Raw genomic sequence first — 14339 nt, 5'->3', positions numbered from 1 at the left:
CTTGCTTCGAGCCCGCTCAACGCATCGTGAAAGCGAGGACGCACAAAACAGGGCCTTGCGCTTTCCGGCCTCCCCGCCTAAAAGCGTGAACATGGTTCACGTTTTTTCCGAGAGTGGCGAGTTCTCGCCCGCCGTCGCCCAGAACAGGACGCGCAAGATGCGCGAAATCCTCGCCTCGGCGCTCGACCTCGCCTGCGAGGGTGGCCTCGACAATCTGACCTTGCATGCGCTTGCCGAGCGCATGGGCCGCTCGGTGGCCGCGGTCTATCGCTACTACCCCTCGAAGGAAGCGGTGGTGCGCGAGCTGCAACGACTGGTCGCGACGCATATCCGGCTGATCTCCGCCGATACCGCCGCCCGCATCGACGTCTGGGCAGCACGGCAGGGCCTGAACGAAGGCGCGCGTGCCCTCGCGCGCCTCATCGGCGCCGCCCAGACCTATGAACTCTTTGCGCAGGAGGCGCCCGCCGAGTTCGGCCTCGTCACGCATTATCTCGGCAGCGCCCGCTATGGGCTTCCCGAGCGCGACGCGCAGGCCGTCTTCGAGGTCGCGCGCGAGACCCTTGGCATGCTGTCGGCCGACATCGCGGCCGCGCAGGCCACGGGCGCGATCACGCCGGGCGATGCGCAGGAGCGAACGCTGATGCATTGGGGCGCGCTGCAAGGCGTCATCCAGCTCCTGAAATTCACGCGGCGCGGCGGCGCATGGGGCCCGGCCGAAAGCCTGCCCGATACGACCATGCGCGCGTTGCTCGCAGGCTGGGGCGCCGACGCAGCACTTGTCGGCGAACTCGCGGACGCGATCCGCATGAAGAAACTCGCCTCTGCCGAGCGGCAGGTGCGCGATCTACTGCACGAAACCGAAACAAATGAATCCGAAGCGCCGTGAAGGCGCTCGACGCGACGGGAGCGAAACATGACGACACATGATCTGGTGATCCGCGGCGGCAAGATCGTCGACGGCACGGGCAATGCACCCTTCATCGGCGATGTCGCCATCGATGGCGGCAAGATTTCCGCGGTCGGCAAGGTCGAAGGCACGGGCCGCGAAGAGATCGACGCGACCGGCCTTCTCGTCACGCCGGGCTTCGTCGACATCCATACCCATTACGACGCGCAGGCGACCTGGGACCCCTATCTCACACCCTCCTCGCTTCATGGCGTCACGACAGCCGTCATGGGCAATTGCGGTGTCGGCTTCGCGCCGGTGAAGCCCGAGCAGCGCAGCGAGCTGATCGACCTCATGGAAGCCGTCGAGGACATTCCCGGCGCCGCCATGCATGAGGGCATCAAGTGGGAATGGGAAAGCTTCCCCGAGTTCATGGATGCGCTCGACAAACGTCCCTTTGCCATCGACCTCGCGGCGCAGATGCCACATTGCGCGCTCCGCGTCTATGTCATGGGCAAGCGCGGCGTCGATAACGAACCGGCGACGCCGGCAGACATTGCCCGCATGCGCGAGCTGACGCTGGAAGCGCTGAAGTCAGGCGCGCTCGGCTTTTCCACCTCGCGCACCGACATTCACAACACCAAGAAGGGTGAGCCCGTTCCCGGCACGATGGCCGCTCAGGACGAGTTGACGGGCATCGCCGACGCGCTGAAGGTGCATGGCTCCGGCGTCTTCCAGATTTCCGCAACCCATCGCGAGATGGACAAGGAATTCGAGTGGATGCTCGACATGGCGAAGAAGACCGGCCGCATGGTGACCTTCAACCTGCAACAGATCGACGAGCGCCCGGACCTCTACAAGAAGATGCTGGGCCTACTCGACAAGGCGCGTGCTGAAGGCGTGACCAATATTCGCGGCCAGCATTCGGGCCGCCCGGTCGGCATTCTGATGGGATGGCAGACCTCCGCCCATCCGTTCCTGCTCAAGAGGGCCTATGGCGAGATCGCCTCGCTTCCTTTCGAGGAGCGCATAAAGAGGCTCGCCGATCCGGAGGTGAAAGCGCGCATTCTCAATGAAGCCAACCCGCAGGGCCTCGGCGCCTTCATCGACAATCTGGTCGGCGGCTTCCACAAGATGTATCCGATGAACGAGCGCGAGGACTACGAGCCCGCGCCCGAGGATTCCGTCGCCGCCATCGCCGAACGCACTGGCAAATCGCTCGCCGAAGTCGCTTATGACGCGATGATGGAAAATGGCGGCAAGGGCTTCCTCTACTTCCCGCTCTTCGGCTACTCGACCAACGACTACACGGCCATCGAGGAATCGCTGCTCCACCCGCAGACGGGCCTCAGCCTTGCCGATGGCGGCGCGCATGTGGGCGCGATCTGCGACGGCAGCACGCCGACCTTCATGCTCACCCACTGGACGCGCGACCGAAGCCGCGGCAGGAAGCTGCCAATCGAATATATCGTCCGCCTGCAAACGAAAGACACCGCGGAGCAATATGGCCTCCTCGACCGCGGCGTCGTCGCGCCGGGCATGAAGGGCGATATCAACATCATCGACTATGAGAAGCTCGCGCTGCCGAAGCCCGAGATGGTCTTCGATCTTCCCGCGGGGGGCCGACGCCTCTTCCAGGGCGCCAGCGGCTACAAGGCGACAATCGTCAGCGGCGAGATCGTCTATCGGGATGGCGAACCCACCGGCGTCCTTCCGGGCAAGCTCATCCGTGGAGCGCAGGCCGCCCCGTCGCATTGAACGGCGTCAGATACCTCCGCAGGCCCTCCCGGCCTGCGCTTCTTTTTCGAGTTGATCCATGAGTTCCCTTCACGAGCTTTTCTCCGGCGCCATGCTGCCCCCGCCGGCTCTCGCCGCTGCCTTCGCCGCCGTCCTTTTCGCGACAACGATGAAGGCCTTTTCGGGCTTCGGCTTCGGCCTCGCCGTCGTGCCGCTGCTCTCGCTCGTGGTTCCGCCTGCGGTCGCGGTGCCCATGTCGCTGATACTTGATCTCATCGGCTCGACACAGCTCATCCCCGTGGCGCGCAAACAGGCCGACTGGAATTCATTGCGTCTCCTCGTGCCCGCTGCCTTCGTCGCCATTCCTCTCGGCGTCTATGCGCTCGGCGCCGTGCCGCCTCATCACCTGAAGGTCGGCATCAGCATCATCCTGCTTGCCACCGTCGCGCTCATGGCAAGCGGCGCCCGGCTTCCGCTTCGCCTGCCCATGCCTGCCGTGCTCGGCGTCGGCAGCGTCGCCGGCCTCCTCTCGGGCAGCGTCGCCATGCCCGGACCGCCCGTCATGGTCTATTTTTTCGCCCGTCCCACCAGCGCCGCGATCAACCGCTCATCGCTGCTGATGTTCTTCTTCTTCACCGATATCGGATCGATCGTCGTCGGCCTCATCACGGGCGTCGTGACGAGCCACACGATCCTGCTCTCACTGGTCCTGACCCCCGCCCTCGTCATGGGCAACGCACTCGGCCATTGGCTCTTCGGCCTTGCGCATGAGCATCACTACCGCCGCATCACGCTCGCACTGCTCGCGCTCATCGCCGTCGTGACGATGACCCAGGCGCTCATGACCTGAGCCAATCGGCGAGTTCCCGCCAGGGACGAATATCCCAATAGCGCGTCGCGGCGCCGGAGGGCGAGCAAAGCACGAAGACCTCGGGAAAATCCGCGAGCGTCTTCGCCTTCCGTCCGAGCGCGATTTTCCCCGTGGATACGCCGAGAAAGACGCTCGCCGCCTTCTTGCTGGTGAAGGCGATGGCACGAGGCCGGAAGCGGCGCATCTTGGTTTCAAAAAGCGTCGCGTCGAAATGCTCGGGCGCGATCTCATGATCCATGCCCGATCCGACTTTCGACATGTCGGTGAAACCGATGCCCAGCTCGATGAGCTTCGGAAACTCCTGCGGCGCATAGAGCCTCGGCGTGAGACCTACCTCATACAACGTCGGCCAGAAGCGGTTTCCCGGATGCGCGTAATACGCCCCTTCCGCCGCCGAGCGATGCCCCGCCGCCGTGCCGACGAAAACGACGTCGAGACCTTCCGCGAGAAGATCGGGCAGCTTTTCGTTCATCGCTCCATCCATTCCGAGCGTCACCCCGGACTTGATCCGGGGCCCATCTTTGCGGCTTCACGAAGAAAGATGGATGCTGGATCAAGTCCAGCATGACGACCGATACAGAGGCAAGCCTTACGGAATCGGATTTTCCCGCTTCGCGCCCAACGCCTGGTTGCTCGCCTTCACGGCAGCCTTACCCTCTTCCAGATAAATCTCCGCGCCGGAATTACGAAACTTGTCCGACATCTCGGCCATGCCGTTTTCGGCATAGTCGCGGACTTCCTGCGTGATCTTCATCGAGCAGCTTTTCGTTCATCGCTCCATCCATCCCGAGCGTCACCCCGGACTTGATCCGGGGTCCATCTTTGCAGCTTCACGAAGAAAGGTGGATGCCGGATCAAGTCCGGCATGACGATGTTCGGAGAAAGACACTTCAGGGGATCGGATTTTCCCGCTTCGCGCCCAACGCCTGGTTGCTCGCCTTCACGGCAGCCTTCCCTTCTTCCAGATAAATCTCCGCGCCGGAATTGCGGAACTTGTCCGACATCTCGGCCATGCCGCTTTCGGCATAGTCGCGGACTTCCTGCGTGATCTTCATCGAGCAGAATTTGGGCCCGCACATGGAGCAGAAATGCGCGACCTTGTGCGCGTCCTTGGGCAGCGTCTGGTCGTGGAACTCCTTGGCGCGTTCGGGATCGAGCGAGAGGTTGAACTGGTCCTCCCAGCGGAATTCGAAGCGCGCGCGGGACAGCGCGTCGTCGCGAAGCTGCGCCGCCGGATGGCCCTTGGCGAGATCGGCGGCGTGCGCCGCGATCTTGTAGGTGATGACGCCTTCCTTCACGTCCGCGCGATTGGGCAGGCCGAGATGCTCTTTCGGCGTCACATAGCAAAGCATGGCGCAGCCGAACCAGCCGATCATCGCCGCGCCGATGCCGGAGGTGATGTGGTCGTATCCCGGCGCGATGTCCGTCGTCAGCGGCCCGAGCGTATAGAAGGGCGCGCCGCCGCAATGCTTCAACTGCTTGTCCATGTTGACCTTGATCTTATGCATCGGCACATGACCCGGCCCTTCGATCATCACCTGGCAGCCCTTCGCCCAGGCGATCTGCGTGAGTTCCCCAAGCGTTTCGAGTTCGGCGAATTGCGCCTCGTCATTCGCATCGGCAATCGAGCCCGGACGCAAACCGTCGCCCAGCGAGAAGGAAACGTCATAGGCGCGCATGATGTCGCAAATCTCGTCGAAATGCTCGTAGAGGAAGCTCTCCTTGTGATGCGCGAGGCACCACTTCGCCATGATCGAGCCGCCGCGCGAGACGATACCGGTGACGCGCTTCGCCGTCAGCGGCACATAGGCAAGGCGCACGCCTGCATGGATCGTGAAATAGTCTACGCCCTGCTCGGCCTGTTCGATCAGCGTGTCGCGGAAGACTTCCCAGGTCAGGTTCTCGGCAATGCCATCGACCTTTTCGAGCGCCTGATAGATCGGCACCGTGCCGATGGGCACCGGCGAATTGCGGATAATCCATTCGCGCGTGTTGTGAATGTTGCGGCCCGTGGACAGATCCATGACCGTGTCGGCGCCCCAGCGGATCGCCCAGACCATCTTGTCGACTTCCTCCGCGACAGACGAGGCCACCGCCGAATTGCCGATATTGGCGTTGATCTTCACCAGGAAGTTGCGGCCGATGATCATCGGTTCGAGTTCGGGATGGTTGATGTTCGCCGGAATGATGGCGCGGCCTTCGGCGACTTCGCGGCGCACAAATTCCGGTGTGATGAATTCGGGAATGTCGGCGCCGAAGCTCTCGCCTTCCGCGAGTTTGTGCGCGGCGTTTTCAAGCGCCTTCTTGCGGCCCATGTTTTCGCGCTCTGCGATATAGGCCATCTCGGCCGTGATGATGCCGGCGCGCGCATATTCCATCTGCGTCACGGGCTTGCCCGCGACGCCCTTGCGCGGCGCGTGGCCCACCGGAAAAACGCGGGCAAGGTGGCTTTCGCCGACATTGCCATTGTCCTCCGGCTTGATCTCGCGGCCCTGATAAATCTCCGCGCCGCCGCGCGCCGCGATCCAGCTCTCACGCATGCGGACGAGCCCCTTCTCGACGTCGATATGCGCCGTCGGATCGGTGTAGGGGCCCGACGTGTCATAGACGCGGACCGGCGGCTCCTTGGCGCTCGGGTGGAGACTGATCTCGCGGAAGGGCACCTTCACATCGGGAAAGCCTTCCGGCGACGTGTGGATCTTGGCGCTGGCCGGAAGAGGACCAGTGGTAACGCTGGGCTTCGCGTGAATGTTCATCATGGATCTCCGTCAGGTTTCGGAAATCCGGGGATAGCGGGGGATGGTTGTCCGTCCCTTCGCCGGCATGACCCGGATCAGGTTCAAAGGGTTCGACCTTTTCGGCCATCTCAGCCCGAACGAATTCGGACACCCCTCGGAATGGCGCGAGTTTACGCCTTGAACCTGCTGCGTAAAGCGCTTTAAGCGTCGAGCACGGATAGCGGCAGCGAAGCGGTGATCGGGAGAATCCAGGGCCTCGGCGCATTCTTGCCCGGAATGAAGGGCCGCCCCGCCACGAGGCACGCATGGCGGAAGTCGCTCTCATTGCGCCAGGACAGAGCAAATCCCTCCTTCCACACGACGACGTCATATCGCGCGCCGGGGTTTTCTTCTGGCGGCAACGCGCCGTGCTCGACAATGAGCCTGAGCATGGCCGGCGGAACGTGAGCGAGGCTCCCGCTCGCAGCGAAGGCGGAGAACTGGTCGCGCGACATGGTCACCAACCCGCCATGCGTGAGCGAACCGCCGTCCCGCGAGACATAGGCATATTGCCCCTTGCCCAAAGGAAGATGCGCGACCGGCTCACGGCGCAAGCCGCCACGAGAAGTGGGCAGAAAGAGCGGGTGCGAAAGCGCCGACTGCCGCCCGGCGGGTGAAAGCGGCAGGAGATTGAGAAAGCCCTCATAGTCTCCGAAATCTTCTTCCATGCGCATCTCTCGATCAGGCTCTGTCCGGCCACGTTCCGTTTATGCCATGCTTGCAATCCAGCCGCGACGGGTTCATCTGGTAGAAAATCGGAGGCGCGCCATGACATTTCCCGCAGATCTGACCAGACTGCTCAATATCGAGCTTCCCATCATTCAGGCGCCCATGGCCGGTTCCGCCACGCCGGAGCTTGCCGCCGCCGTCGCCAATTCGGGCGGCCTTGGCTCGCTCGGCGTCGCGATGATGAAACCCGCCGAATTGCGCGATGCTGTGGCGAAGCTTCGCTCGCTCACCAACAAGCCCTTCAATCTCAATTTCTTCGTACACCGCGAGCCTGATCTCGATGGCTATGACGCGGCGCCCATGCAAGCGGCGCTCGCGCCGCATTACGCGGAGTTCGGACTGGGCCCGGTGCCGGTGCCTGCCGTCCATGCGCCTGCGTTCAATGCCGACACGCTCGCGCTCGTACTCGAACTTGCGCCACCCATCGTGAGCTTTCATTTCGGCATGCCGGATGCCGCAACCCTCGCTGCGCTCAAGTCAAAGGGCATCAAGATCCTCGGCTGCGCGACGACAGTGGCGGAAGCGAAGCGCCTCGCCAGCGACGGCGCCGACGCGATCATCGCGCAGGGCCATGAGGCGGGCGGGCATCGCGGGACATTTCTCGATCATGTCGATCTCGGCACGGTCGGCACCATGGCGTTGGTGCCGCAGGTCGTCGACGCGGTGAGCGTTCCGGTGATCGCGGCAGGCGGCATTGGCGACGGACGCGGCATCGCCGCCTCCTTCATGCTCGGCGCGAGCGGCGTGCAGCTCGGCACGGCCTATCTCGTCTGCCCGGAGGCCGGCACTTCCGCGCTTTACCGCAAGGCGCTGGCCGAAGCATCCGACCATGCGACCGTGGTGACGAAACTCTTTTCAGGCCGCCCCGCCCGGGCCATTCACAACCGGCTCACACAAGAGCTCAGCGCGTTCGAAAGCAAGGCCGCTCCCTTCCCCGCGCAACGCGCCATGCTCGCGCCGCTCATCGCCGCGAGCACCCGCGCGGAAAAGGCGGAATTCATGCAGATCTGGTCAGGACAGGCGGCAAGGCTCGCCAAAGTCGAGCCCGCGGGCGAAAAGACCACCCGTCTCATGCGCGAGGCTGCCGCCCTGATGCGCGGCTGACGCAGCTTCGCGTCAATCGCTAGACTATCCGGTGGCGACTCGATTCCGGGCGCCGTGGAAAGTCAGGGGGAGGAAAGCCATGACTGTCGAACTTTGGGCGCTGGTTTGCAGCGGCGCATTGCTTTTTGCGATGATCGCCATCGCGGCGACGGCGAATATGCTCAACAAGGGTCTCGCCTGGAGCGCAGGCAATCGCGACGAGGCCGCGCCGTCAACAGGCTGGGCGGGACGCGCGAGCCGCGCCTATCACAACATGCTGGAGACGCTGCCGGTCTTCGTCATTCTGGTGCTTGTCGCGCATGTGGCGAATATTCATACCGCCAATGCCGCGCTCGGCGCGCAGCTCTATCTCTGGGGCCGCATCGCCTATGCCGCTCTCTACTATCTCGGCATCGTCTATGTGCGCACGCTCGCCTGGCTGGTAAGCGTGATCGGCATGGCGATGATCCTGATCGAAATCGCGAAGGCGGTCCCTGCCGCCTGACAAAAAAAGGAGGCTCCGCGACAAGGGCCGCGGAGCCTCATATCTTCATCAATCCTCGAAGGGATCCTTCATCAGGATCGTGTCGTCGCGCTCCGGCGAAGTCGAGAGAAGCGTCACAGGCGCCTCGATGAGTTCCTCGACATGGCGCACATATTTGATCGCCTGCGCCGGAAGATCGGCCCAGCTGCGCGCGCCGAACGTCGTTTCCTTCCAGCCTTCAAGTGTCTCGTAGACCGGCTCGACGCGCGCCTGCAGAGCGGCGGAAGCCGGGAGATAGTCGATCGTCTTGCCGTCGAGCTTGTAGGCGACGCAGATTTTCACTTCATCGAAGCCGTCGAGAACGTCGAGCTTCGTCAGCGCGACATCCGTGATGCCAGATGTCTTGATCGCCTGACGCACCAGAACGGCGTCGAACCAGCCGCAGCGGCGTTTGCGCCCCGTGACGGTGCCGAACTCGCGGCCGCGCTCGCCGAGCCTCTCGCCCACCTCGTCCTTGAGTTCGGAGGGGAACGGACCTTCGCCCACGCGCGTCGTATAGGCCTTGGTGATACCGAGCACGGTGTGGATCGAGGACGGGCCGATGCCCGAGCCCGTCGCCGCCTGCGCCGATACCGTGTTCGAGGACGTCACGTAAGGATAGGTGCCGTGGTCGATGTCGAGCAGCGTGCCCTGCGCGCCTTCGAAAAGGATGCGCTTGCCCTGCCGCTTCAGATCGTCGAGCAGACGCCAGACCGTGTCCATGTAGGGCAGGATCTTCGGCGCGACTTCTTTCAGCTGCGCCGTCAGCGCCTTGCCGTCGACAAGCTCCTTGCCGAGGCCCTTGCGCAGCGCATTGTGATGGGCGAGCAGCTTCTCGACCTTGTCTTCCAGCGCGTCGAGATCGACGAGATCCATGACGCGCAGCGCGCGGCGGCCAACCTTGTCTTCATAGGCAGGCCCGATGCCGCGCTTCGTCGTGCCGATGCGCGTGCCGGAATTGGACGTCTCGCGGATTTCGTCGAGTTCGCGGTGAAGCGGCAGGATGAGCACGGCGTTTTCGGCGATGCGCAGCGTTTCCGGCGAAACCTTCACGCCCTGCTCGCTCAGCCGACCGATCTCGTCGCAAAGCGCCCAGGGATCGACCACGACGCCATTGCCGATGACCGACAACTTGCCCGGCCGCACCACGCCCGAGGGCAGCAGCGAGAGCTTGTAGGTCTTGCCGTCGATGACGAGCGTGTGTCCGGCATTATGGCCGCCCTGAAAGCGCACCACGACATCGGCGCGCTCGGAGAGCCAGTCCACGATCTTGCCCTTGCCCTCGTCACCCCACTGAGAGCCGACAACCACCACATTCGCCATGATTTCAATGCCTTAGGAAGATGGGACACAAATGCCCAAACAAGCCAAAAGCCCCCATGCCTTTCGGCAGGGGGCTTTCGCAGTTTCTAACGGATTGGTGACGGGAAGGGAAGGGATTTGGCCGCCCGGCGCCGATCATTCCGGGGAATTGCGCCCCCTCATCGAATAATCACGCAATTGGGATAAGCTGGCCCTGTCGCCATCGGAAACGGGGAAAAACGCATGAGCTGGCTTCCAACCGACGAGCCTCAGCCCGGGGACCGTAAATCCTGCGAGGCGCTGGAACTCGTTGTCGTGCCGAGGGCGCATGACATCGGCAACATGGAGGTCAGGCGCGCCCTGCCCTATGCGAAGCGCCGCATGGTCGGCCCCTTCATCTTCCTCGACCAGATGGGCCCCGCCGACATGGCGCCTGGAAGCGGCATGGATGTGCGGCCCCACCCCCATATCGGCCTTGCCACCGTCACCTATCTTTTCGACGGCGCGATCATGCATCGCGACAGCCTGGGCAATGTCGAGGAAATCCTCCCCGGCGCAATGAACCTGATGACGGCGGGGCGCGGCATCGCCCATTCCGAACGCTCGCCCGATCTTCAGCGGCGGAACGGCCAGCGGGTTTACGGCATCCAGAGCTGGGTCGCGCTTCCCAAGGCGCATGAGGAAACGGCGCCGAGCTTTCAGCATTTCGCCGCCGACGGTCTCCCCATCGTCGAGGACGGAAATATCCGCGCCCGCGTGATCGCCGGTTCGGCCTTCGGCGCGAAGTCGCATGTGACGACGCTGTCCGACTGGTTCTATGTAGACGTGTCGCTCGGGGCGGGCGCGACAGCGCCCCTCGATCCCGATTACGAGGAACGCGCGATCTATATCTGCGAAGGCGAGATCGAAGTCGCGGGCGACCGCTTCGAGGCCCCGCGTCTCCTCGTCCTCCGCCCCGGCGACCGCATCACCATCAAGGCCGTGCGCGACGCACGCATGATGTTCCTCGGCGGCGCGGCGCTCGAAGGCCCGCGTTACATCTGGTGGAATTTCGTGTCCTCCAGCCAGGAGCGCATCGAGCAGGCAAAAGAAGACTGGAAGCAAGGCCGCTTCGACAAGGTTGTCGGCGAGACGGATTTCATTCCGTTGCCGGATAAATAGCTCTAACCCGCATCTCCAGGTAGATGACCGTTGCGACCATGTGTTCCTTCCCCGCATAATTGACCGGCGGCAAATTTCCGGGGGCGACATCCATGATGCGTTTCATCACTTGGGCGGGTTGCGTCACGCTACTCGCCTTTCTGACTTCCTGTGCTACACCCGTTCACAACAACGTAGCGCTTTCGGCTCGAAATATCGGCATCCTGTCCCTTGTCGGCGATCAGGTTCGGTTGTCACAACCGGGCTTCCTCTCGTCCGTCCGAGAAGATCAGCGAATCCCCGATTCGGGCTTCGACGAGACCGCAAGAAAAGCCGCCGCCGATGCCATCACGCAGAAGAATCCAGCGGCGAACCCCATCTATGTGGATATTCCGACAGAGGAACTCATCAAAAGAACATCGACGGGAATGCTCGCCGCATATAATGGCGGACTCAGCGACATCAAACCTGAACTACAAGCGTGGCTGCGCACACACCCGGTCGATCTGGTCGTCATCATCCGAGGCTTGAATAACGTCGTGGATGGGCCGCCCGAACGATACTTCAGAGGCGTCGGCCTCTACACCAACGTCTTCTCTGGCAAAACCTATATCGCTGCCGTTATCGGCGTCGACGTCTGGGACGGCAAAACCCTCACCGAGCTATCCTCGGCAGACGTTGTCGACAAGTCTGATGTCACAGCGAGTTATCTTCCTTCGGTGAAGGACAATTTCTCGGACCCCGCTCGACGAGCCGCGATGGTTTCGGACATAAAGAGAGCTCTGAACTCCCTTGTTCCTCGCTTGGTTCGTGAGGTGGGATTGTAAGGCTCTGAACATAACCACGACACCCGCTCGCCAACCTGCATAATAGGGATGGCCGTTTCCGGCCAGATGGGTTGGTGGACATGGACGCGAAAGTCGACGAACTTCTGGGGCGTATTCACGCGCTTGAACTCGAACTTGAGGCGGAGTTCGCACGGCAAGGTGCAGAACTCCGCTACGGGCTCGAGCACGGCCGCGTCGTTTTCGAGGAGGAAGTCCTCAGGCGGCATCGCGAACTGCAGACGCGGCTGTCGCGCTACATCTTCAACGCCAAGCCAATGGTGGCCATCACCGCACCCGTCATTTATGCGATGATCGTACCCTTCATGCTGCTCGACATTTTCGTCAGCGTCTATCAGGCGGTCTGCTTCCCTGCCTATGGCATCGAAAAGGTGAAGCGCGGCGACTATCTCATCTTCGACCGCGGCCACCTCGCCTATCTCAACGCGCTCGAGAAACTCAACTGTGCCTATTGTTCATACGCCAACGGCCTCATCGCCTATGTGCGCGAGATCGCGGCGCGGACGGAAGCCTATTGGTGCCCGATCAAGCATGCGCGAAAGACCATCGGCGCGCATGAGAAGTATCTCGATTTCGTAGCCTTCGGCGATGCGGAGGCTTACCGCAGGCGGATCGCGGAACTGGAAGCCGCGGCGGAAAAGAAATAAGCGGCGCTCCGGAGAGCGCCGCCCTTGTTTCGTTCTTCCCCTTCGTCATGGCCCGATCAAGTCGGGCCATGAGGAGCAAGTAAAAAGCTCAGAAAGTCAGCGCCTTCGCCTGCACGACATGCGGCAGTGCCTGGATTTCCTTGAGCACGGCTTCCGGCATATTGCCATCGACTTCGATAAGGCAGATCGCATCGCCGCCCGCGGCTTCGCGGCCGAGGTTGAAGTTGGCGATGTTGATCGAGGCCTTGCCGAGGATCGAGCCCAGCGCGCCGATGAAGCCCGGCTTGTCCTGATTGGTGACATAGAGCATGTGGTGGCCGAGGGCCGCTTCCATGTTCACGCCCTTGATCTGGATGAGACGCGGCTTGCCGTCGGAGAAAACGGTGCCGGCGACTGAACGCTCGCGCGCCGAGGTCTTCACGACGAGGCGGATATAGGTCTCATAGGCTCCGCGCTGCTCGCGCTTCACTTCCGAGACCTGAATGCCGCGTTCCTTGGCAATGACCGGCGCGGACACGGTGTTCACGTCTTCGAGCTGCGGCTTGAGGAGGCCCGTCAGCGCGGCATTGGTCAGCACGCGCGTGTTCATGTTGGCGACATCGCCTTCATATTCGAGCGTGACTTCCGTGATGCCCTCTTCCGTGAGCTGGCCGGCGAACGAACCGAGCTGCTGCGCGAGTTCGGCGAAAGGCGTCAGCTTCGGCGCTTCTTCCGCCGAGATCGACGGCACGTTGACCGAATTGGTGATTGCGCCGGTGAGCAGGTAGTCGGACATCTGTTCGGCAACCTGAAGCGCCACATTCTCCTGCGCTTCATTGGTCGAGGCGCCGAGATGCGGCGTCGCGATGATCTGTTCCATGCCGAAGAGGATATTCGTCTTGGCAGGCTCTTCCTCGAACACGTCGAGAGCCGCACCCGCCACATGGCCGGATTCGATCGCAGCCTTGAGATCGGCTTCGACGATCAGGCCGCCACGCGCGCAGTTGATGATGCGCACGCCCTTCTTCGTCTTGGCGAGGTTCGCCGCGTTCAGAATGTTCTTCGTCTGCGGCGTCATCGGCGTGTGCAGCGTGATGAAGTCGGCGCGGGCCAGAAGATCGTCAAGCTCGACCTTCTCGACGCCGAGATCGGCGGCGCGTTCCACGGTCAGGAACGGGTCGAAGGCAATGACCTTCATCTTGAGGCCGATGCCGCGCTCCGCGACGATCGAGCCGATATTGCCGCAACCGATGATGCCGAGCGTCTTGGCCGTCACTTCGACGCCCATGAACTTCGACTTCTCCCACTTGCCGGCATGCGTGGAGGCATTGGCCTGCGGAATGTCGCGGGCGAGCGCGAACATCATGGCGATGGCATGTTCGGCGGTCGTGATCGAATTGCCAAAAGGCGTGTTCATCACGATGACGCCTTTCGCCGTCGCGGCGGGCAGATCGACATTGTCGACGCCGATACCGGCGCGACCGACGACCTTCAGCTTCTTCGCCGCCTCGATGACGGCGGGCGTCACCTTCGTGTTCGAGCGAATGGCAAGGCCGTCATAGTCGCCGATGATCTTGATCAGCTCGTCCTTGTCGAGACCGGTCTTCACGTCGACCTCGATGCCGCGATCCTTGAAGATCTGCACGGCCGCGGGCGACAGCTTGTCGGAAATCAGAACCTTGGGCATGGATGCCTCCGTCTGTTTTGCTCGTCATGCCCGGGCTTGACCCGGGCATCCAGAAGGCTTGTTCGATGATCGAGGCCCTGGATTGCCGGGTCACGCCCGGCAATGACGAAATAAGGATAGGATTTAAGAA

General features: G+C 62.5%; 14 protein-coding genes and 1 riboswitch. Of the genes, 8 read left to right on the top strand and 6 right to left on the bottom strand.

Going from position 1 to position 14339, the window contains the following annotated elements; genetic code table 11:
- Window positions 1–91 precede the first annotated feature (91 nt).
- From ABFC66_RS09670 to ABFC66_RS09660, 3 genes are read left to right on the top strand one after another with little or no spacing between them, the layout of a single operon-like run.
- Window positions 92–889: a helix-turn-helix domain-containing protein gene (locus ABFC66_RS09670; RefSeq protein ID WP_346740739.1), complete on the top strand. Its 798-nt coding sequence runs from the start codon at window positions 92–94 to the stop codon at window positions 887–889.
- 27 nt (window positions 890–916) lie between these two features.
- The gene (locus ABFC66_RS09665; protein ID WP_346740738.1) at window positions 917–2647 is read left to right on the top strand and encodes an amidohydrolase family protein; all 1731 of its coding nucleotides are present in this window, start codon (window positions 917–919) and stop codon (window positions 2645–2647) included.
- Window positions 2648–2705: 58 nt separating this feature from the next.
- Window positions 2706–3476, top strand: a complete 771-nt coding sequence (locus ABFC66_RS09660; protein WP_346740737.1) for a sulfite exporter TauE/SafE family protein — start codon at window positions 2706–2708, stop codon at window positions 3474–3476.
- On the opposite strand, the gene ABFC66_RS09655 is transcribed toward ABFC66_RS09660, so the two are convergent.
- The 4 genes from ABFC66_RS09655 to ABFC66_RS09640 form a co-directional block, all read right to left on the bottom strand.
- Entirely contained in the window at window positions 3466–3969 is a 504-nt protein-coding gene (locus tag ABFC66_RS09655; RefSeq protein WP_346740736.1) for a mismatch-specific DNA-glycosylase, read from the bottom strand. The genes ABFC66_RS09660 and ABFC66_RS09655 overlap by 11 nt on opposite strands.
- 117 nt (window positions 3970–4086) lie before the next feature.
- Complete coding sequence (locus ABFC66_RS09650; RefSeq protein WP_346740735.1) at window positions 4087–4251, bottom strand: hypothetical protein; 165 nt, start codon at window positions 4249–4251, stop codon at window positions 4087–4089.
- A 136-nt stretch (window positions 4252–4387) separates the two neighbouring features.
- A complete protein-coding gene (gene thiC / locus ABFC66_RS09645) occupies window positions 4388–6253 on the bottom strand; it encodes a phosphomethylpyrimidine synthase ThiC (protein ID WP_346740919.1) in 1866 nt (621 codons plus the stop codon).
- A gap of 37 nt (window positions 6254–6290) precedes the next feature.
- Window positions 6291–6400, bottom strand: a riboswitch (TPP riboswitch).
- A 35-nt stretch (window positions 6401–6435) separates the two neighbouring features.
- The gene (locus ABFC66_RS09640) at window positions 6436–6942 is read right to left on the bottom strand and encodes a hypothetical protein (RefSeq protein WP_346740734.1); all 507 of its coding nucleotides are present in this window, start codon (window positions 6940–6942) and stop codon (window positions 6436–6438) included.
- A 100-nt stretch (window positions 6943–7042) separates the two neighbouring features.
- Between ABFC66_RS09640 and ABFC66_RS09635 the strand changes: the two genes are divergently transcribed.
- Both ABFC66_RS09635 and ABFC66_RS09630 read left to right on the top strand, forming a co-directional pair.
- Window positions 7043–8107, top strand: a complete 1065-nt coding sequence (locus ABFC66_RS09635; RefSeq protein ID WP_346740733.1) for a nitronate monooxygenase — start codon at window positions 7043–7045, stop codon at window positions 8105–8107.
- A 79-nt stretch (window positions 8108–8186) separates the two neighbouring features.
- Window positions 8187–8591 carry an MAPEG family protein gene (locus ABFC66_RS09630; protein ID WP_346740732.1) on the top strand — a complete coding sequence of 135 codons (405 nt, stop codon included), beginning with the start codon at window positions 8187–8189 and terminating at the stop codon, window positions 8589–8591.
- Window positions 8592–8639: 48 nt separating this feature from the next.
- Here ABFC66_RS09630 and ABFC66_RS09625 read toward each other — a convergent pair whose 3' ends face one another.
- A complete protein-coding gene (locus ABFC66_RS09625; RefSeq protein WP_346740731.1) occupies window positions 8640–9932 on the bottom strand; it encodes an adenylosuccinate synthase in 1293 nt (430 codons plus the stop codon).
- A gap of 222 nt (window positions 9933–10154) precedes the next feature.
- Here ABFC66_RS09625 and ABFC66_RS09620 point away from each other — a divergent pair, with 222 nt between their 5' ends.
- The 3 genes from ABFC66_RS09620 (at window position 10155) to ABFC66_RS09610 (ending at window position 12543) form a co-directional block, all read left to right on the top strand.
- Complete coding sequence (locus ABFC66_RS09620) at window positions 10155–11072, top strand: pirin family protein (protein WP_346740730.1); 918 nt, start codon at window positions 10155–10157, stop codon at window positions 11070–11072.
- Between the two features lie 92 nt (window positions 11073–11164).
- Window positions 11165–11878 carry a hypothetical protein gene (locus tag ABFC66_RS09615; RefSeq protein WP_346740729.1) on the top strand — a complete coding sequence of 238 codons (714 nt, stop codon included), beginning with the start codon at window positions 11165–11167 and terminating at the stop codon, window positions 11876–11878.
- Between the two features lie 80 nt (window positions 11879–11958).
- Window positions 11959–12543, top strand: coding sequence for a hypothetical protein (locus ABFC66_RS09610; RefSeq protein ID WP_346740728.1), 585 nt, complete (start codon window positions 11959–11961; stop codon window positions 12541–12543).
- Between the two features lie 88 nt (window positions 12544–12631).
- Here the strand turns inward: ABFC66_RS09610 and serA are convergent, their stop codons facing one another.
- Window positions 12632–14209 (bottom strand): phosphoglycerate dehydrogenase, encoded by a 1578-nt coding sequence (gene serA / locus ABFC66_RS09605; RefSeq protein ID WP_346740727.1) that lies wholly within the window; start codon window positions 14207–14209, stop codon window positions 12632–12634.
- Window positions 14210–14339: the final 130 nt, after the last annotated feature.

This window comes from Parvibaculum sp. (genome assembly GCF_039680535.1).
Taxonomy (GTDB): Bacteria; Pseudomonadota; Alphaproteobacteria; order Parvibaculales; family Parvibaculaceae; genus Parvibaculum.
Note: the sequence above shows the minus strand (reverse complement) of the source record. Positions and strands in the feature narration are given on the sequence as shown.

Excerpts from the sequence above, each read along its gene's own strand:
- ABFC66_RS09670 (WP_346740739.1), top strand. The coding sequence starts at position 92 with ATGGTTCACGTTTTTTCCGAGAGTGGCGAGTTCTCGCCCGCCGTCGCC.
- ABFC66_RS09665 (WP_346740738.1), top strand. The coding sequence starts at position 917 with ATGACGACACATGATCTGGTGATCCGCGGCGGCAAGATCGTCGACGGC.
- ABFC66_RS09660 (WP_346740737.1), top strand. The coding sequence starts at position 2,706 with ATGAGTTCCCTTCACGAGCTTTTCTCCGGCGCCATGCTGCCCCCGCCG.
- ABFC66_RS09655 (WP_346740736.1), bottom strand. The coding sequence starts at position 3,969 with ATGAACGAAAAGCTGCCCGATCTTCTCGCGGAAGGTCTCGACGTCGTT.
- ABFC66_RS09650 (WP_346740735.1), bottom strand. The coding sequence starts at position 4,251 with ATGAAGATCACGCAGGAAGTCCGCGACTATGCCGAAAACGGCATGGCC.
- thiC (WP_346740919.1), bottom strand. The coding sequence starts at position 6,253 with ATGAACATTCACGCGAAGCCCAGCGTTACCACTGGTCCTCTTCCGGCC.
- ABFC66_RS09640 (WP_346740734.1), bottom strand. The coding sequence starts at position 6,942 with ATGGAAGAAGATTTCGGAGACTATGAGGGCTTTCTCAATCTCCTGCCG.
- ABFC66_RS09635 (WP_346740733.1), top strand. The coding sequence starts at position 7,043 with ATGACATTTCCCGCAGATCTGACCAGACTGCTCAATATCGAGCTTCCC.
- ABFC66_RS09630 (WP_346740732.1), top strand. The coding sequence starts at position 8,187 with ATGACTGTCGAACTTTGGGCGCTGGTTTGCAGCGGCGCATTGCTTTTT.
- ABFC66_RS09625 (WP_346740731.1), bottom strand. The coding sequence starts at position 9,932 with ATGGCGAATGTGGTGGTTGTCGGCTCTCAGTGGGGTGACGAGGGCAAG.
- ABFC66_RS09620 (WP_346740730.1), top strand. The coding sequence starts at position 10,155 with ATGAGCTGGCTTCCAACCGACGAGCCTCAGCCCGGGGACCGTAAATCC.
- ABFC66_RS09615 (WP_346740729.1), top strand. The coding sequence starts at position 11,165 with ATGATGCGTTTCATCACTTGGGCGGGTTGCGTCACGCTACTCGCCTTT.
- ABFC66_RS09610 (WP_346740728.1), top strand. The coding sequence starts at position 11,959 with ATGGACGCGAAAGTCGACGAACTTCTGGGGCGTATTCACGCGCTTGAA.
- serA (WP_346740727.1), bottom strand. The coding sequence starts at position 14,209 with ATGCCCAAGGTTCTGATTTCCGACAAGCTGTCGCCCGCGGCCGTGCAG.